19 protein-coding genes and 1 tRNA gene are annotated in these 17,240 nt (G+C 73.7%); 12 read left to right on the top strand and 8 right to left on the bottom strand.

Annotated elements, in window-relative coordinates; genetic code table 11:
• Positions 1-238 precede the first annotated feature (238 nt).
• Both ELQ39_RS17705 and ELQ39_RS17700 read left to right on the top strand, forming a co-directional pair.
• Complete coding sequence (locus ELQ39_RS17705) at positions 239-823, top strand: flavin reductase family protein (RefSeq protein ID WP_242592691.1); 585 nt, start codon at positions 239-241, stop codon at positions 821-823.
• 53 nt (positions 824-876) lie between these two features.
• Positions 877-1,344 carry a GNAT family N-acetyltransferase gene (locus ELQ39_RS17700; RefSeq protein ID WP_190002990.1) on the top strand — a complete coding sequence of 156 codons (468 nt, stop codon included), beginning with the start codon at positions 877-879 and terminating at the stop codon, positions 1,342-1,344.
• Positions 1,345-1,370: 26 nt separating this feature from the next.
• Here the strand turns inward: ELQ39_RS17700 and arfB are convergent, their stop codons facing one another.
• Positions 1,371-1,796 carry an alternative ribosome rescue aminoacyl-tRNA hydrolase ArfB gene (arfB, locus tag ELQ39_RS17695; protein ID WP_391675620.1) on the bottom strand — a complete coding sequence of 142 codons (426 nt, stop codon included), beginning with the start codon at positions 1,794-1,796 and terminating at the stop codon, positions 1,371-1,373.
• Positions 1,797-1,956: 160 nt separating this feature from the next.
• Here arfB and ELQ39_RS17690 point away from each other — a divergent pair, with 160 nt between their 5' ends.
• Both ELQ39_RS17690 and ELQ39_RS17685 read left to right on the top strand, forming a co-directional pair.
• Positions 1,957-2,532, top strand: a complete 576-nt coding sequence (locus ELQ39_RS17690) for a TerD family protein (RefSeq protein ID WP_048459028.1) — start codon at positions 1,957-1,959, stop codon at positions 2,530-2,532.
• Between the two features lie 96 nt (positions 2,533-2,628).
• The gene (locus ELQ39_RS17685) at positions 2,629-3,159 is read left to right on the top strand and encodes a GNAT family N-acetyltransferase (protein WP_242592689.1); all 531 of its coding nucleotides are present in this window, start codon (positions 2,629-2,631) and stop codon (positions 3,157-3,159) included.
• Here ELQ39_RS17685 and ELQ39_RS17680 read toward each other — a convergent pair.
• Positions 3,156-4,571 carry a M1 family metallopeptidase gene (locus ELQ39_RS17680; RefSeq protein WP_242592687.1) on the bottom strand — a complete coding sequence of 472 codons (1,416 nt, stop codon included), beginning with the start codon at positions 4,569-4,571 and terminating at the stop codon, positions 3,156-3,158. The genes ELQ39_RS17685 and ELQ39_RS17680 overlap by 4 nt on opposite strands.
• Before the next feature lie 50 nt (positions 4,572-4,621).
• Between ELQ39_RS17680 and ELQ39_RS17675 the strand changes: the two genes are divergently transcribed.
• Positions 4,622-5,122, top strand: a complete 501-nt coding sequence (locus ELQ39_RS17675; RefSeq protein ID WP_190002993.1) for a hypothetical protein — start codon at positions 4,622-4,624, stop codon at positions 5,120-5,122.
• Positions 5,123-5,159: 37 nt separating this feature from the next.
• Here ELQ39_RS17675 and ELQ39_RS17670 read toward each other — a convergent pair whose 3' ends face one another.
• The gene (locus ELQ39_RS17670) at positions 5,160-5,312 is read right to left on the bottom strand and encodes a hypothetical protein (protein WP_242592686.1); all 153 of its coding nucleotides are present in this window, start codon (positions 5,310-5,312) and stop codon (positions 5,160-5,162) included.
• A gap of 40 nt (positions 5,313-5,352) precedes the next feature.
• The gene (locus tag ELQ39_RS17665; RefSeq protein ID WP_225627078.1) at positions 5,353-6,030 is read right to left on the bottom strand and encodes a pentapeptide repeat-containing protein; all 678 of its coding nucleotides are present in this window, start codon (positions 6,028-6,030) and stop codon (positions 5,353-5,355) included.
• A gap of 132 nt (positions 6,031-6,162) precedes the next feature.
• On the opposite strand from ELQ39_RS17665, the gene ELQ39_RS17660 reads away from it, so the two are divergent.
• The 3 genes from ELQ39_RS17660 to ELQ39_RS17650 are packed head-to-tail and all read left to right on the top strand — an operon-like array spanning position 6,163 to position 9,307.
• A complete protein-coding gene (locus ELQ39_RS17660) occupies positions 6,163-7,320 on the top strand; it encodes an NAD(P)-binding protein (protein WP_190002994.1) in 1,158 nt (385 codons plus the stop codon).
• A gap of 60 nt (positions 7,321-7,380) precedes the next feature.
• A complete protein-coding gene (locus ELQ39_RS17655; RefSeq protein WP_242592684.1) occupies positions 7,381-8,355 on the top strand; it encodes a zinc-binding dehydrogenase in 975 nt (324 codons plus the stop codon).
• A 55-nt stretch (positions 8,356-8,410) separates the two neighbouring features.
• Complete coding sequence (locus ELQ39_RS17650) at positions 8,411-9,307, top strand: aminoglycoside phosphotransferase family protein (RefSeq protein WP_443334344.1); 897 nt, start codon at positions 8,411-8,413, stop codon at positions 9,305-9,307.
• 56 nt (positions 9,308-9,363) lie between these two features.
• Here ELQ39_RS17650 and ELQ39_RS17645 read toward each other — a convergent pair.
• Positions 9,364-9,440 (bottom strand) — tRNA-Thr (locus ELQ39_RS17645).
• A gap of 70 nt (positions 9,441-9,510) precedes the next feature.
• Entirely contained in the window at positions 9,511-9,927 is a 417-nt protein-coding gene (locus ELQ39_RS17640; protein WP_242592680.1) for a DUF3224 domain-containing protein, read from the bottom strand.
• Positions 9,928-10,043: 116 nt separating this feature from the next.
• Here ELQ39_RS17640 and ELQ39_RS17635 point away from each other — a divergent pair, with 116 nt between their 5' ends.
• From ELQ39_RS17635 to ELQ39_RS17620, 4 genes are all read left to right on the top strand, one after another.
• On the top strand, positions 10,044-11,093 hold the full coding sequence (locus tag ELQ39_RS17635; protein ID WP_242592678.1) for a helix-turn-helix transcriptional regulator: 1,050 nt from the start codon (positions 10,044-10,046) through the stop codon (positions 11,091-11,093).
• A 138-nt stretch (positions 11,094-11,231) separates the two neighbouring features.
• Positions 11,232-12,320: an ABC transporter ATP-binding protein gene (locus ELQ39_RS17630; protein ID WP_006133896.1), complete on the top strand. Its 1,089-nt coding sequence runs from the start codon at positions 11,232-11,234 to the stop codon at positions 12,318-12,320.
• Between the two features lie 185 nt (positions 12,321-12,505).
• Positions 12,506-12,961 (top strand): hypothetical protein, encoded by a 456-nt coding sequence (locus ELQ39_RS17625; RefSeq protein WP_225627084.1) that lies wholly within the window; start codon positions 12,506-12,508, stop codon positions 12,959-12,961.
• A 628-nt stretch (positions 12,962-13,589) separates the two neighbouring features.
• Positions 13,590-14,321, top strand: a complete 732-nt coding sequence (locus ELQ39_RS17620; RefSeq protein WP_033276099.1) for a nucleotidyltransferase family protein — start codon at positions 13,590-13,592, stop codon at positions 14,319-14,321.
• 78 nt (positions 14,322-14,399) lie between these two features.
• Here the strand turns inward: ELQ39_RS17620 and ELQ39_RS17615 are convergent, their stop codons facing one another.
• Together ELQ39_RS17615 and rlmB are read right to left on the bottom strand one after the other, a co-directional pair.
• Positions 14,400-16,055, bottom strand: coding sequence for a DoxX family membrane protein (locus ELQ39_RS17615; protein WP_242592676.1), 1,656 nt, complete (start codon positions 16,053-16,055; stop codon positions 14,400-14,402).
• Positions 16,056-16,173: 118 nt separating this feature from the next.
• Positions 16,174-17,112 carry a 23S rRNA (guanosine(2251)-2'-O)-methyltransferase RlmB gene (gene rlmB / locus ELQ39_RS17610; protein WP_242592674.1) on the bottom strand — a complete coding sequence of 313 codons (939 nt, stop codon included), beginning with the start codon at positions 17,110-17,112 and terminating at the stop codon, positions 16,174-16,176.
• Positions 17,113-17,240: the final 128 nt, after the last annotated feature.

Raw genomic sequence — 17,240 nt, 5'->3', positions numbered from 1 at the left:
AATCACAGCGCGCTGCTCACCCGGTACACAGGGTCAACAATTCTTGCCCCTTGTGACTCAAGTCACAGCTAAACGTGAACAATTGCGTGGTCTACGCGCGGTATCCCGGCTCATTTCCGTGACGCGGATCGTGTGGTGATTGTGCATGAATCGTGCCCGTATCGGCCGCTGGTCCTAGGTCCCGGTTCGGGCCACGGTCCGATGTGGTGTCCGTGGAGCGGAGATTAGCGTTTCCGGTGTGCTGAACACTCCCGCCGCCCCGGCCCCGATCACCGTTCCGCCCGCCGCCCGGCATGCTGAGGGGGTGAGCAACGACGAGTTCCGTGCCGCCATGTCCCGTCTGGCCGCCGGTGTGGTCCTGGTGACCGCCGTGGAGCCGCCGCTGGACCCGGACGACCCGGGGGCGCCGGCCGGCGAGGACGTCGGCATGACCGCGACCGCGTTCCTGTCCGTCTCCCTGGATCCGCCGTTGGTGCTGGTCAGCCTGCGCACCGGCTCCCGCATGGACGAGCTGCTCGAGGAGCAGCCGCTGTGGGCGGTGTCCGTGCTGTCCGAGAGCCAGCGCCACGTCGCGGGCCGCTTCTCGATGAAGGGGCGGGTCAGCGACCGTTTGCTGTTCGCGGACATTCCCTACCGGCGCGGCGAGTACACCGGGGCCCCCTTGGTCGGCGGCGCGCTGGCGACCCTGGAATGCCGCACGGAACAGCGGGTGACGGCCGGCGACCACACCCTGGTGGTCGGCCGCGTGATGACGGCCGCCGTGCCGAGCGCGGAAGGCGGACCGCTCACCTATTTCAAGGGCCGCTACCGCCAGTTGGGCTGAGCACACCCGAAATCCCTTTTACCGCCGCCGCTTTGCCCGCCTACCCTCCCCGCATGACGACCGCCAGGGCCCCGCGCCTCGAAAAGATCACACCCGCGAATCTCGAGGCCGCCCTCGCCCTCCGGGTCCGCCCGGAACAGGAATTCGCCGTCGACCCGGTGGCCCACTCCCTCGCGGAGGCGTACGTCCGCCCCGACAAGGCGTGGCCCCGCGTGATCGTCGACGCCGACCGCGTGGTCGGCTTCGTGATGGCGTTCCTCGGCTTCGACTGGCGCGACGACGGCACCGACCTCCGCTCGGGCCTGTGGCGTCTCAACATCGCGGCGGACGAACAGGGCAAGGGGTACGGCCGCTTCGCGGTGAACGCGGTGGCGGAAGAACTACGGCGCCGCGGCACGAAGGCCCTGCACGTCACGTGGCATCCCGGCGAGCACGGCCCGGAGGACTTCTATCTCGCCCTGGGCTTCGAGAAGACGGCCGAGAAGGTCGACGAGGAGCACGTAGGAGTCCTGCGTCTGTAAGAACACCCGCGTGGCCCGCCCGCGTCTCACCAGTCCCGCGCGGAGCGCCCCCGCTTGGTCTCGGACCGCCGCTTCTTCTCCCTGAGCCGCCGCTCGTTGATCCCCCGAGGCACCCGGGTGGGCCGCCGCGGCGCGGGCGGCGGCGCCGTGGCCTCCGCGAGCAGGGCCGCCAGCCGCACGGCCGCCGCTTCCCGGTTGCGCCACTGCGACCGGTGCTCGGACGCCCGCACCGTGATCACCCCGCCGGTCAGCCGCCCCGCGAGCCGCTCCAGCGCCCGCCGCTTCCACACCTCGGGCAGCGCCTCGGTCCCGGCAAGGTCGAACCGCAGCTCGACCTGGGTGTCGCTGGTGTTGACGTGCTGCCCGCCCGGCCCAGACGACCTCGAGAAACGCCACATGAGCTCGGTCTCGGGCAGGGAGACGGAGCCGCGTACGACAAGGGGACCGGACATGACATACAGGTTCCCGCGCCCGCACCGGTCACGTCACCCGAATATCCGTACCCGGGTAAAGAAAGTAAAGAGACCCGGAACCTCGCGCACCCCCTCCGGCGTTCAAGGTGGTAGCTGTAGCTTCATAGCCGTACGCAAACGAGGGAAGGGACTCCCAACAATGGCTGTAAGCCTGTCCAAGGGTGGCAACGTCTCGCTCACCAAGGAGGCTCCGGGCCTGACCGCCGTCACCGTGGGCCTCGGCTGGGACGTCCGCACCACCACGGGAACGGACTTCGACCTCGACGCGTCGGCGATCGCGGTCAACACACAGGGCAAGGTCTACTCGGACGCCCACTTCGTCTTCTTCAACAACAAGCAGACCCCGGACAACACCATCGTCCACACCGGTGACAACCGCACGGGTGAGGGCGAGGGCGACGACGAGGCGATCAACGTCAACCTGGCGGCCCTCCCGGCCGACATCGACAAGATCGTCTTCCCGGTCTCGATCTACGACGCCGAGAACCGCAGCCAGAACTTCGGCCAGGTGCGCAACGCCTACATCCGCATCGTCAACCAGGCAGGCGGCGCCGAGATCGCCCGTTACGACCTGTCGGAGGACGCCGCGACCGAGACCGCGATGGTCTTCGGCGAGCTGTACCGCAACGGCGCGGAGTGGAAGTTCCGCGCGGTCGGCCAGGGCTACGCCTCGGGCCTCGTGGGCATCGCCCAGGACTTCGGCGTGAACGTCTGACGGACGCACCCGACCGGCCTGACGGAGCCCCCGCCCGCGTTCGCCGGGCGGGGGCTCCGCCGCGCCCGCCCGGCGGCCGCGCGCTACGTTGCCCCCGTGTTCCTCGACCCGCTGCGCCTCTCCCCGGACGGCGACCTCCCCGGCCCCGTGCTGACCGAGGTCACCGCCCTGTACGCCTCCAACCACGCCTTCCACGCCCTCAGCGGCGACTTCCCGGACCCGTACGCCATCCGGCCCGAGCAGGTCGCGGCCGAGCTCGCCCGTGAGCTGTCCGACCCGCACACGGAGGTGCTGCTGGCCCGCGAGGCGAGCCTCCTCGTGGGCATCGCCGTCACGCTCTCCGAGCACCCCGACCCCGCCGACCCCGACCCGTGGATCGGCCTGCTGATGGTGGACGCGAGCCTGCACGGCCGCGGTCACGGCCGCCGCCTCGCCGCACTCGTCGAGGACCGCCTGCGCACGGCCGGTCACACCGCCGTACGGCTCGCCGTGCTGGAGGACAACGCCCAGGGCCTCGCCTTCTGGACGGCCCTCGGCTGGACGGAGATCGACCGCCGCCGCGACCGTGGCCTCGGCCGCCCGTGCCGGGTCCTGCGCAAGCCCCTCACCGGCCCGGACACCGCCTAGGAAGCGGTCGCCGGCCGCCCCTCCCCGTACAGCCACTCCTCCCAGACCCGGGAAAAGTCCCTCTCCGGCACCTCCTTCTCGACGTACGCGGTGAAGTCGTCCGTGCTCGCGTTGGAGTGCCGGTACTTCGCCGCCCAGCCGCGCAGCAGGCGGCCGAAGGCCTCGTCGCCGGCCGTCCTGCGGACCATGTGGAGAACCATCGCGCCGCGCCAGTACACGGGCGTGGCGGAGATGTGCGCCGCGTCCGGCGGGTCGGCGGGCGGGAAGGACCAGAGCGCCGCGTCGGTCCCCGCGTCCGGGAAGTACGAGCCGGAGTACAGGCGGTCGAAGGTGCTCTGCGCGCTGCCCTCGCCGTGGTCCTCCTCCCACAGCCACTGCGCGTACGTGGCGAACCCCTCGTTGAGCCACATGTCCCGCCAGGTCCGCGGGGTGACGGAGTCGCCGTACCACTGGTGGGCGATCTCGTGGACCAGCAGCGCCGTGTCGGGGGCGCCCGCGAAGACGGGGCGGTTCTGCGTCTCCAGGGCGTACCCGGCGTCCCCGGGGCGTTCGACGATCGCGCCCGCGGAGGAGAAGGGGTACGGCCCGAACCGCCGCTCGGCCCACTCCACGACCTCCGGGAGCAGCTTCACCGGCGCGCGGCTCGCCGCCGCCTGCCGCGGGTCGACGGCGGTGAACAGCGGCAGCCCGCCGGCGGTCTCCCCGCGGTGGACGTCGTAGCGGCCGATCGCGACCGTCGCCAGGTAGCTCGCCATGGGCTCGGGAGTGTGCCAGCGGTACGTCGTGCGGCCGTCCTTCGTCTCCTGGCCGGCCGGTTCGCCGTTGGAGAGCGCCCTCAGGTCCTCGGGCGCGGTGACGGAGAGGGTGTAGGTGGCCTTGTCGGAGGGGTGGTGGTTGCCGGGGAACCAGGCCATGGAGCCGACCGGCTGGCCCAGGGCGAGCGCCCCGTCGGCGGTGGGCAGCCAGCCCTCCTCGGAGCCGTCGGGGTCGGTGACCGTCTCCGGCCGGCCCGAGTAACGCACGACGACCCGGAAGTGCGCGTCCCGGTCGAGGGCGCGTCGCGGCCGCACGGTCAGCTCCTGCCCCTCGCGGCCGAAGCGGGCGCCTGTGCCGTCGACGGTGACGGTGTCCACGTCCAGGCCCTGGAGGTCGAGGTTCAGGGCGGTCAGGTCCTCGGTGGCGCGGGCGTCGACGGTCGCGGTGCCGGTGAGCCGGCGGTCGTCGGGGTCGTAGGCGAGGGCGAGGTCGTAGTGGGTGACGTCGTAGCCGCCGTTGCCCGCCTTCGGGAAGTACGGATCGCCCGCGCCGTCGTCACCGGCCCCCTCGGCGCCGGAGCCCGGCCCGCACGCGGCGAGCGCCACCGCGAGCAGGGCGGCGGCGGTTCCGCGGCTCAGGGGGCGGGGGATGCGCACGCCGGGATCCTATGGCGGGAAGGCCGTCGGACCGTGACACCATCACCCACGTGCTCGACATCGGTTACGCCCTCTCCAACCGCTTCCCCGACCCTCCGCAGACCGACTACCGCCGCGCGGACGTCCACGCCCTGCGGCACGACCTGTTCTGCGGCGACGTCTATCTCGCCGACACCGAGTCGGACCGCGAGATCTCCACAGCCTGGGGATGGGTGCCGGTGCTCGACTTCGCGTGGGCGCTGTGCGACATCGTGGAGCGCGTCGACCGGGACCCGGCGGGCTCGCGCGCCTCACGGCCGCAGTACGCCGAACTGGACTTCACCGAGTCCACCGACCGGCTGCTGTTCGAGCGGCGCTTCGGCTGGGTCGACGTCGAGGCGGAGTGGCTCCCCGCGTCCGAGCCGCCGCTCACCTTCTCCCACGCCGAACTGCGCCGGGAGGCCCGCGACTTCCTGCACGACCTGCTGGCCGACCTGATCGACCTGCACGAAGACCTCGGCGAGAACCCGGCGGTCTGGACCCTCCAGTCCCGCTATCCCCGCGTGAGCTGACCGGGCGCCTCCCCCCTGCGGGGTGGGCCGGGGACGGTCAGGCGCCGATGCGTCCCCTCAGTTCCCGGGCCTCCTCGGTGCGTCGGTGATCCGGGCCGAGGACGGCCAGACAGGCGTCGTGAGCGGCAACCGCCCGCGCCCGCGCCTCGTCACGGCGGCCCAGCCCGAGCAGCGCGGTGGGCTCGGCCACCCGTTCGACGATTCCCTGAACCGCGCACGGTACGGGACACTCACCCCTCCACGGCGATCCCCAGCTCCCCCGCCAGCACCGGCGCCAGGTCCAGCAGCTGGGCCGTGCTGATCACCGCCCCGGACAGGCGGTCCACCCCGCGGGCGATCTCCAGCGAGGCCGCCCGGCGCAGGTCCACGTCCTTGAGTGTGGCGCCGGACAGGTCGACGCCCTTCAGCGTGCAGTCGACGAACTCCACGCGCTCCAGGCGCGCCCCGCCGAAGTCCGGCTCCACCAGCACGCAGCCCTCGAAGACCACGTCCTTGAGCGCTGCCGAGCGCAGGTTCAGGAAATCGATCTTCCCGCCCCGGATCCACACCCGCTCCAGCGCCGCCCCGTGCAGCTGCGTACCGCCGAGCCGGGCGTCGGTCAGCTCGACGTCCCTCAGGGTCGCGCCCGCCAGGTCCGTGCCCACGCCGCGGACCCCGTCGAGCGCCGAGTCCAGCAGCCGCGCCCTGGGCAGCCGCGTCTCGTCCAGCGCGCACCCCCGCAGCGCGCAGTCCATGAAGCGCGCCCCCGCCCCGTCCTGCCCGGCGAGGTCCGCGCCGGCGAACTCCAGCCCGTCGTAGTCCCCGTCCGGCTCCAGACCACCCCCCTCGAACGCCTCCAGCGGGGGCAGCCGCAGCTCCGGCCTCCGCGCCGCCCGCACCCCCGGTCTCCCTGCCGCTCCACGCACCATGCGCCCATGCTGCACCCCGCCTCTGACAAACGCGTCCGGCCTGCGGAAACGCCCGCATGTCACATCCCGGCGCCGCCCGACGTCCTGGTTGTGCACGGACCGACCGAGCCCGACCGAGGGAGAAGCCCAGTCATGCACCGCATCACCGTCGTCGGCGGCGGATTCGCCGGACTCACCGCGGCCGTCTCCGCCGCCGAGGCGGGCGCCAAGGTCACCCTGTACGAGGCCCACCACACCCTGGGCGGCCGCGCCCGCACCGCCGACGCCCCCTACCGCACCAACGAGGGCCCGCACGCCCTCTACAGCGGCGGACCGCACTGGACCTGGCTGCGCGCGAGGGGCCTGCTCGGCCCGCTCGCCCCGCTGCCGCTGCGGGAGGCGGCGCGGCTGCGGCTGCGCCACCGGGGCGCACTGCGCCGCACCCCGCCGCCCGCGATGCTGAAGCTGCTGCGCCCCGGACTGCGGGCGCCCGTGGACGCCGACTTCCTCACCTGGGCCACCGGGATCGCCGGCCCGGAGGGCGCGCGGGCCGCCGCGCACTACTCGGCCGTCGCGCTGTTCCACCACGACCCCGGCTCGCTGTCCGCCGCGTTCGTGCACGAGCGGCTGCGCCGGGCCACGAAGCTGCCGCCGGAGGCGCACTACCCGCGGGGCGGCTGGGGCGCGCTGATCGACCGGATGGCCGCCCACGCCTGGAACCTGGGCGTGCGTGTCGAGACCCTGTCCCGTGTCGAGACCCTCCCCACCGGCACCCCGGTGGTCGTCGCCACCTCTCTGGAGTCCGCCCGCCGCCTCCTCCGCGATCCCTCGCTGACCTGGCCGAGCGGCCGGACCGTGCTGGTCGACCTGGCGCTGCGCACCCGGCGCGGCGACCCGTTCGTGGTGTCCGACCTGGACGCGCCCGGATGGCTGGAACGGTTCACCGCGCAGGACCACACCCTCGCCCCGGCCGGGGAGCAGCTGATCCAGAGCCAGATCCCGGTCGGTCCTGACGCGTCGAAGGCCGAGGGCGCCGCCCGCGCGGACGAGCTGCTGGACCTGGGCTTTCCCGGCTGGCGGGAGCGGCTCACCTGGCGGCGCGAGGCGCTGGCGGACGCCCGTACCGGCGCGGTCGACCCGCCCGGCGCCACCTGGCGCGACCGGCCCGCCGTGGACCGCGGGGACGGGGTCTATCTGGCCGGGGACCGGGTCGCCGCGCCGGGCGTGCTGTCGGAGGTGTCCTTCACCAGCGCCCTGACGGCCGTCTCCCTCGCCCTCGGCCGGGACGCACTTGACCTCAAGCGCGCTTGAGGTCACACGGTGGGCACCGGGGCGCACGGGGCGCCCCGCGACCGACCCAGGGGGAGCACCATGCACGCCGTCCGACTGCACGCCTTCGGCCCCGCCGAGCACCTCACCTACGAGCGGGTCGAGGATCCGGTGCCGGGTCCCGGCCAGGTCCGGGTCGCCGTCCGGGCGGCCGGGGTCCACCTCCTCGACACCGCCCTGCGCGAGGGCCTGCGCGGGCCCGCCCCGGCCCCCGCCGAGCTGCCGACGATCCCCGGCCGTGAGGTCGCCGGGGTGGTCGACGCGCTCGGCCCGGACACGCCCGCCGAGTGGCTCGGCAAGCGGGTCGTCACCCACCTCGGCTTCGCCCCCGGCGGTTACGCGGAACTGGCCGTCGCCGACGCCGCACGGCTGCACGAGATCCCGGAGCGCCTGGACTTCGCCCAGGCCGTCGCCATGATCGGCACGGGCCGTACGACGATGGGGATCGTGCAGTTCGCCGAGCCGGGCCCCGGTGACGTGGTCGCCGTCCCGGCCGCGGCGGGCGGTATCGGCACCCTCCTCGTGCAGTACGCCAGGAACGCGGGCGCGACCGTCGTCGGCCTCGCCGGAGGCCCGGCGAAGACCGCCCTGGCCACGCAGGCCGGCGCCGACCTCGCCGTCGACTACACCGCCCCCGGCTGGCCCGCGCGGCTGGAGGAGTACCGGGGCAAGCTCACCGTCGTGTACGACGGCGTGGGCGGGGACGTCGCACGCACCCTGGTCGGCCTGCTCGCGCCGGGCGGACGGCACGTGGTGTTCGGCTGGACCTCGCAGGGCATCGGCAGCGACCGCCCGTACCTCGTCGACGGCGTCTCGGTCAGCGTCCTCGGCCCCGAGATGATGCGCCGGGCCGGCGGCGACGACCCCATGCGCACGCTGGAGTCCCGCTCCCTCGCCGAGGCGGCCGCGGGCCGGCTCACCCCCGCCGTGCACCGCTTCCCCCTCGCCCGGGCCGCCGACGCCCACCGGGCCCTGGAGAACCGGGGCACGACCGGCAAGGTCGTCCTGGAGCCCTGAAACCCGTGCACCGGCCCGCGAAATCGCGCGCGCCCCGCCCCCGTACCCCACTACCGTGCGAGGCGTGATCGACATCCCCGCGGAACTCGCCGAGGCCCAGATCAAGTTCAACAAGGAGGCCGGGCGGGCCTTCGTCGCCGCCCTCCCGGACCTCACCGCGGACTTCCTGGACCGCTGGGCACTGCGCCTCACCGGAGCGCCCATGCACGGCGTCAGCGCCCTCGTCCTCCCGGTCGACCGCGCCGACGGCACCCCCGCGGTGCTCAAGCTGCAGATCCGCGACCACGAGAGCGAGGGCGAACCGGTCGCCCTGCGCCTGTGGAACGGCGACGGGGCGGTCCGGCTGCTCGACCACGACGAGCCGACCGGCACCATGCTGCTGGAGCGCCTGGACTCCTCCCGGATGCTCGCCCACCAGCCCGACGTCCACGAGGGCGTCCTGGTGATCGCGCGTCTCCTGGCCCATCTGCACGCCACCCCGGCGCCCCCGGGGATGCGCCGCCTCGGCGACATCGCCGCGTCCATGCTGGAGCGCACGCCCGCCGTCCTCGACCGCATCCCCGACCCCGGGGCCCGCCGCCTCGTCGCCGACTGCGCGGCCGCGGTGCGCGAGGTCGCGGACGAGCCGGGCGACCGGCTGCTCCACTGGGACCTGCACGACGAGAACGTCCTCGCCGCCGACCGCGCGCCCTGGCTCGCCATCGACCCCAAGCCGCTCGCCGGCGACCCCGGCTTCGACCTGTGGCCCGCCCTGGCCAACAACTTCGATCCCGGCGACGTCCTGTGGCGCTTCGACGCGATGACCGAGGTGCTCGGCCTGGACCGCGCGCGGGCCCGGGCGTGGACGTACGGGCGGGTGCTGCAGAACTGCCTGTGGGAGACCGAGGAAGGCCGCCCCCTGGACGAGGCGGACCTCGAGATCGCCCGCCGCCTGCGCGGCCGTACGCGATGAAGGTGCCTCGGCAATGAGAAACCCGGGCCGGAGGAGGTCCCGGCCCGGGGAGTCGATGGAGCCCCCTGTCGGATTCGAACCGACGACCTGCTGTTTACAAGACAGCTGCTCTGACCATCTGAGCTAAGGAGGCAGCGCGCGCGGCGCGCGCGAGGCGCGGTCCACTGTACACAGTGCCGGTTTCGCCGAGCCACGCACTTGGTTCAGGCGCGCCCCACCTCGTACGCGAAGGTGTACGGCACCTTCGCCTCACCGTGCCGGTAGGTGAAGCCGCCCGTGCCGCGCAGCCCCGCCAGCTCCCCGGTGCCGGAGCCCGCCACGACCTCGAAGGCGCAGTGCACGGTGCCGTCGTCGGCGAAACGGCCCCGCTCCTCCAGCACGAAGGCGCCGGAGCGGCCGTCGACCTGGCCGGTGACGAGCTCCATCCCGGCGAAGGTTCCGGTGGCGGCGGTGTCGTAGGCGATCGTGTAGTCGCAGACGGTGGCCTCGGCCTCGATGCCTCCGGAGAAGGCGTTGACGACGGTGGCGTGCGCGAGCCGGGGGAAGGCGTCCTCCGGCGAGACGGGGTTCTCCTTCCAGTCGGCGAAGGTGAAGTGGCCGGCGGTCTCGGTGACGGGCATGGCGGGTCCCTTCCAGGGTCGGCTGCAACGGCGCGTCCGGTGCTGTGCCGGCCAGCTTTCCGGCCGTACCTGACACCCTCTGTCAGGTACGGGGCCACGGTCCGAGAATGGGCCGCATGCGCGCCGACCGGCTCCTCACCCTGCTCCTGCTGCTGCAGAACCGCGGCCGGATGACCGCGCCTCAGCTCGCCGCCGAACTGGAGGTGTCGGTGCGCACCGTCTACCGGGACGTCGAGGCGCTCGGCGCGTCCGGGGTGCCGGTGCGCACCGAGCGGGGACCGCAGGGCGGCTTCCGTCTGGTGGAGGGCTACCGGACGCGGCTCACCGGGCTGACCGACGCCGAGGCCGGTTCGCTCGTCCTGGCGGGGCTGCCGGGGCCTGCCGGGGAGCTCGGGCTCGGGGCGGTCCTGGCGAGCGCGCAGCTCAAGGTGGAGGCGGCTCTGCCGGAGGGGCTGGCGGAGCAGGCGCGGCGGGTCCGCGAGCGGTTCCACCTGGACGCGCCGGCCTGGTTCCGGGACGCCGACCCGGTGCCGCACCTGGCGGCGGTCGCGCGGGCGGTGTGGGAGCGGCGGGTGCTGCGGACCCGGTACGCGCGCTGGCGCGGCGAGGTGCGGCGGGAGGTGCGGCCGCTGGGGCTCGTGCTGAAGGGCGGCATCTGGTACCTGATCGCGCTCGCGGACGACGCGGTGCGCACCTACCGCGTCTCGCGGTTCCAGGAGGTGGAGGAGACCGGCGAGGAGTTCGTCCGGCCCGCCGGGTTCGACCTGGCCGCGTACTGGACGGAGTCCTCGCGGCGGCTGGAGGCGGCGCTGCGGCAGGGCACGGCACGGCTGCGGCTGTCCCCGCGCGGGCGGAAGCTGCTGCCGATGCAGTTCGGGGCGGCGGGCGCGCGGGCGGTGGCCCGGGCGGGGCCGCCGGACGCGGACGGCTGGGTGGAGGTGGAGCTGCCGGTGGAGTCGGAGGCGGTGGCCACCGGCGATCTGCTGCGCCTCGGCGTGGAGGCGGAGGTGCTGGGCCCGCCGGGACTGCGCAGGGCGGTCGCCGAGGCGGTGGCGGTCCTGGCCGACCGATACGAAGCCGGCCCACACGAAGCCGGCCCACACGAAGCCGACCGATACGAACAGGATCGAAAGTTTCCGCGGAATTCACAGCCCGGAACCTGCTGACAAGCAGGTGAACGCCAGGTACCGTCCTGAGCCAGTTCACTCGTGTGGACCACACACCACAACGGAACACCCGTCGTGGCATCACCTTCCTACTCGGATCGTCCGGCACGTTCCTGCCGGTAGAAGGGGACCATTCACATGGCCACTGTCACGTTCGACAAGGCGACCCGGATCTACCCCGGTTCGACCAAGCCCGCCGTCGACGCCCTGGACATCGAGATCGCGGACGGCGAGTTCCTCGTCCTGGTCGGCCCGTCCGGTTGCGGCAAGTCCACCTCGCTCCGCATGCTCGCGGGCCTCGAGGACGTCAACGGCGGCGCCATCCGCATCGGCGACCGCGACGTCACGCACCTGCCGCCGAAGGACCGGGACATCGCCATGGTGTTCCAGAACTACGCGCTCTACCCGCACATGACGGTCGCCGACAACATGGGCTTCGCGCTCAAGATCGCCGGCGTCAACAAGGCGGAGATCCGCAAGAAGGTCGAGGAGGCCGCGAAGATCCTCGACCTCACCGAGTACCTGGACCGCAAGCCGAAGGCGCTGTCCGGCGGTCAGCGTCAGCGTGTGGCGATGGGCCGCGCCATCGTGCGTGAGCCGCAGGTGTTCCTCATGGACGAGCCGCTGTCCAACCTGGACGCCAAGCTCCGTGTGTCCACCCGTACGCAGATCGCGTCGCTCCAGCGCCGCCTGGGCATCACCACCGTCTACGTCACCCACGACCAGGTCGAGGCCCTCACCATGGGCGACCGCGTCGCGGTGCTGAAGGACGGTCTGCTCCAGCAGGTCGACACCCCGCGCAACATGTACGACAAGCCCGCGAACCTCTTCGTCGCCGGCTTCATCGGCTCCCCGGCCATGAACCTGATCGAGGTCCCGGTCGCCGACGGCGGTGTGAAGTTCGGCAACTCGGTGGTGCCGGTGCAGCGTGACGCGCTCTCCGCCACCAGCGACAAGACCGTCACCGTGGGCGTCCGCCCCGAGCACTTCGACGTCGCCGGCGCCGACTCCGACCAGGGCGTGGCGGTCACCGTCAACGTCGTGGAGGAGCTGGGCTCCGACGCCTTCGTCTACGGCACCGCGCAGGTCGGCGGCGAGGCGAAGGACCTGGTGGTCCGCGTCGGCGGCCGTGAGGTCCCGGAGAAGGGCAGCACGCTGCACGTCGTGCCGCGCTCCGGCGAGACCCACGTGTTCTCCACGTCGACGGGCGCGCGCCTGTCCGACTGAGCGAGTTGACACCCGAGGGGCCCCGCAGCACCACTGCGGGGCCCCTCGCGTTGTCGACAAATACCCCGGGCATTCGGGCAATTTACCCCAACTCGTCAACACGCGGTGCGGAAGTCGGCATTCCTCGTCCCCCGTAACGGTGACGGAATGTTTCACCCCGGCTACCGGACGCTACCCTCACACGCGTGACGCACTCCCTTCACCCTCAGACGCGACGCGGCCGGGGCCCCGCCCGCCGGATCGGCCGTTCCCTCGCCCTCGTCCTGCCCGTCGTCCTGGTGCTCTCCGGGACCCTCGCGGTCGCGTCGGTCAACTGGTCCGGGACACCCCAGAGTCCGGTGCTCACCGCCGCCGACACGTCCGCCGCCGGCGCCTCCTCGCGGGCCGCCGCCCGCGCCCCCCAGGACGTCCTGCGGGACCACCTTCTGATGGAGCTCCAGAAGAAGGACCCGGGCGCCGCACTGACCCAGCTCCAGCAGGCGGTGAACGACCGCCCGTCCCTCGCCGAGCACTGCGCCTCCATCGCCCGCTCCCTGGGCAAGGCCGCCGTCCGCCTCTACGGCCCCACCAAGGCCCAGTCCTACGCCCGCCCGGTCTGCGACACGTCGTTCGCATCGGGAGTGGTGGCGGCCAACGGCTAGCACTCCTGCGCATCCGGTCGCGGCCGCGTCCCACCTCCGGTCCGGCAGCCGGCCCGGTCCCGGGCGCCTCACCGACGCGCGGCGACCGTCGGCCGCCCGGTGGGCCCGGTGGCCCGGTCGGCCGCGGCAGCGCCCCAACGCGCGTCGAAGAACTCCCGTTCGCCGCCACCGCGACACCGGCCCCATGCCCACCCCGCGACCGTCCGCCGGCAACGGGCCCCACACCCGCCGCCCCTCCGCGTGGCCCGGCACCCGTCGCACCCCGCCTGCTCCGGCGCGGGTCACAACTCCTCGCGGCCCGTGGCGATCGCGGGGGGCCTCGTCCGGTCCGCGGGCGCGAGGTACACACCGCTGCTCGGCATGGCAGTTGCCTCCGTCCCACCACCGCACTACGGGCGGCACCCGGCACACCCGTCACCAGGGCCGGCGGTGACGAGGGTTCTCGACGGCCTGCTGACGCGCGCCGCCCGTGTCGCGGGCAGCACGGCCCCGGCCAGCCGGGACGAGGCAACGTGGCTCCCTCACCCCGGGGGCATCCGGGGCGGGCCCCGATGACGCCCCGATGACATCGCCTCGGACGCCCCGGACCGCCCATGGTCCGCGGCCCCAGGCCGCGTAAAGTGCGGGCATGACCGATCCGCGTGCCGTGTCCCGCCCCACGCAAGCCGTAGTCCTGGCCGGCGGCCAGGGATCCCGGCTCCGTCCGTACACCGACGACCGGCCCAAGCCGATGGTCGAGATCCCCGGCACGGGAACCCCGATCATCGGCCACCAGCTGACCTGGCTCGCCGAGGAGGGCGTGACCGACGTCGTCGTCTCCTGCGGCCATCTCGCCGAGGTGCTGGAGAAATGGCTGGAGACCACCGACCTGCCCGTCTCCGTCACCACCGTCGTCGAGACGGAACCCCTCGGCCGCGGCGGCGGACTGAAGTACGCCGCCGCCCGCCTGCCGCACCCGGACCGGCCCTGGTTCGCCACCAACGGCGACATCTGGACCCGTTTCTCGCTGCGCGACATGGCCGACTTCCACGCCGAGCGGGACGCCGTCGCCACCGTCGCACTGGCCCGCCCGCGCCTGCCGTGGGGCGCGGTCCGCACCGACGGGTTCGGCCTGATCACCGACTTCATCGAGGCCCCGCCGTCCACGTTCGAGATCAACGCGGGCGTCTACGTCTTCTCCCCCGAGTTCGCCGGCCTGCTCCCGGAGCGCGGTGACCACGAGCGCACCACGTTCCCGCACCTCGCGCGCGAGCGCCGCCTCGCCGGGTTCACGATCCCGCAGGGTTCCTACTGGCGGGCCATCGACACCGCCAAGGACCTCACCGAGGCCGCCAAGGAGCTTGCCTCCCACGGGCGTTGATGCCACCGAAGCCAACAGCAGCGGGGTCCCGTACGTCATCGCGTACGGGACCCCGCTGTCGTACCGACGGGCCCTCCGCTAGCCCAGCAGGCCGCCCACCAGGCCGGGACGGTCGGAGGAGCCGCCCTCGTCGCCGCCGGGTGTGCCGCCCCCGCTGCCGCCGGAGCCGTCGCCGCCGCCCGAGGTAGGGCCCGCGGTGGTGCTCGGCGCCTGGCCCTCCGGGGAGGACTGCTGCGGCGGGGCCTGCCCGGTGCTGCCCTGGGTCTGGGTGGGCGCCCCCGTCGAGGCGCCCGCGCCCTGGGTGGCGCCGGGGGTGCTGCTCGTCCCGGCGGACGGGCCGGCCGAGCCGGACGTGGCGCCCTGCGTGGGCGAGTCGGACGCGGACGGCGTCCCCTTCTCGTCCTTCCCCTTCCGCTCACCGGACTCCTCCGGCAGCGGGGACCCCGGCAGGTTGTTGCGCGGCGCCTCGCCGGGGCCGGGCACGACCACCCGGTCCGCGTCCCGGACGGCGCCGCCGAGCAGCGCGCCCACGAGCATGCTGAACCCGCACACCACGAACGTGACGAGCGCGCCGCGGCGCAGCACGTAGCGCCGCAGGTCCCAGATGTCGGCGCGCGGCCCGAGCCGCCGCCAGGCGCGGCCCGCGAGGCCGCCGTCGACGGAGTAGACGGGCGCGCCCGCGATGATCAGCGGCGACCAGGCGGCGAGGTAGATGATGTCGGGCGTCTCGTAGACGGGGGCGCTCTTCCAGCTCACGCTCACCAGCAGCGCCGCCGACAGCATCGCCCCGACGCCGGCGGCCACCCGCTGCCAGCAGCCGAGGACGGTGAGGACACCGACGACGACCTGGGCGAACGCGATGGCGAGCCCGGTGCCGACGGGGTGGGCGAGCGCGAACTGCCGCAGCGGCTCGGCGACGTCCCACGGGTGCAGGCTGTGCAGCCACTTGACCATGGACCCGCGCGGCCCGCCGTCGAAGTGGAGCGGGTCGCACAGCTTGCTCATCCCGGCGTAGACGGAGATCCCGCCGAGGAGGACGCGCAGCGGGAGCAGCACGACGCCCAGGTTCATCCGGCGCCCGGGATAGTACGCGTGGCGCGCCGGGTCGTCGCCCCCGTGCCGCCGGGCGCGCCGGCCGCCCTCGTGCCGCTCCTCGATCTCGTACGCGGGCTCGTAGGCGTCCTCGTAGGCGTCCTCGTCGTACGCGCTGCCGACCGTGCGCATCGGGGGCAGCAGCGGCCCGTCGGAGTGGCCGCGCTGGGCGCCGACGAACGGGCTCTCCAGCGGCTGGGTGTCGTCGTCGTACCCGCTGTACCCGTCGCCGCCCTGGTGCGGAACGACCCGGGTGCTCCCGGAGTCGGTGAGCGGCTCGTCGGCGTGGCGCAGGCCCCCGTGCCGTACGGCCTGGAGGAGGCGGTGGGCGCCGGTGTCGTCGGGGGCGGACCTGCCGCTCCACACGACGGGACGGCGGCGCGGGGCGGCCGGACGCGCGCCCACGGTGGTGACGACGGGGATCCGCGCGGTGTCCGCGGCGGCGGTCGGGTGCCGTGCGATCCGCGGCGACCGGACGCCTCGCGCCGGGCCGGCCAGCTGCACACGGAAGCTGGCGTGGTTCACGATGACCTGCGCCGGATCGCTCGGCACCTTCACCATGCTCAGCGCGGGCGCGTCGTCGAGTCCCGACGAGCGGTCCCCCGTGGGTGTGCGGGGTGGTGTTCTGGTGTCCACACTCATCTAACCGAGTGACAAGGCGTTAGGACACTGCCTTGACCGGCCAGATGTGTCCGGACCGCGTCAAGCCGGTCCGGACCCTCCGGAATCCACCAAGTGGGTGACGAAGTCGCACACCCGTTCAGCTACGGCGGCGCGCCGCCTCGTAGAGCACGATGCCCGCCGCCACACCGGCGTTGAGCGACTCGGCGCCGCCCGGCATCGGGATCCGCACCCGTACGTCGCAGGTCTCGCCGACCAGCCGGGACAGGCCCTTCCCCTCGCTGCCGACGACGATCACGACCGGTCCGTCCAGCGCCTCGACGTCGCCCAGCTCGGCCTCCCCGTCGGCGGCGAGACCGACGACGAGGACGCCCGCCTTCTTGTACGCCTCCAGCGCCCGCGTCAGGTTCGTCGCGCGGGCGACGGGCGTCCGCGCGGCGGTGCCCGCGGACGTCTTCCAGGCGCCGGCGGTCATCCCGGCCGCCCGCCGCTCCGGCACGAGCACGCCGTGCCCGCCGAACGCGGAGACGGACCGGACGACCGCGCCGAGGTTGCGCGGGTCGGTGACCCCGTCGAGCGCGACGATCAGCGGGTCCTCGCCCTCGTCGTGCGCGGCGGCGACCAGGTCCTCGGGGTGCGCGTACTCGTACGGCGGGACCTGGAGGACCAGGCCCTGGTGGTTGAGGCCGTTGGTCATGCGGTCCAGCTCGGGGCGGGGCGCCTCCATGAGGTTGATGCCGCCGCGCTCGGCCGCGAGCTGCAGCGCCTCACGCACCCGCTCGTCGTTGTCGATGAACTGCTGGACGTACAGCGTGGAGGCGGGCACGCCCCCGCGCAGCGCCTCGACGACCGGGTTGCGGCCGACGACCAGCTCGGAGGCGGACCGGCCGCCGCGCCGCTGGGTGGTGCGGCCCTGGGCACGGCGGGCCTTCACCTGGGCGGCGCGCTGCTTGGCGTGCCCCTTGCGCATCTCGGCGGGCGGGGTCGGGCCCTTGCCTTCCAGGCCCCGGCGTCGCTGGCCGCCACTGCCGACCTGCGCGCCCTTCTTGCCGGACATGCGGCGGTTGTTCGCGGCCATGAGGTATCCGTCTCCGTGAAGTCGTGGGGGTGCGCCCACGTGGGTGGGCGCACCCGTGTTCGTAAGTGTGTCTGTGCAGTGTGCCGCCCGGCGGCCCGGACGGCACACTCGATCTTGCGCCCGGCCGG

This window comes from Streptomyces sp. GB4-14, from assembly GCF_022696125.1.
GTDB lineage: Bacteria > Actinomycetota > Actinomycetes > Streptomycetales > Streptomycetaceae > Streptomyces > Streptomyces werraensis.
The sequence above is the reverse complement of the archived record's forward strand: the minus strand, read 5'-3'. Positions and strand labels throughout refer to the sequence as shown.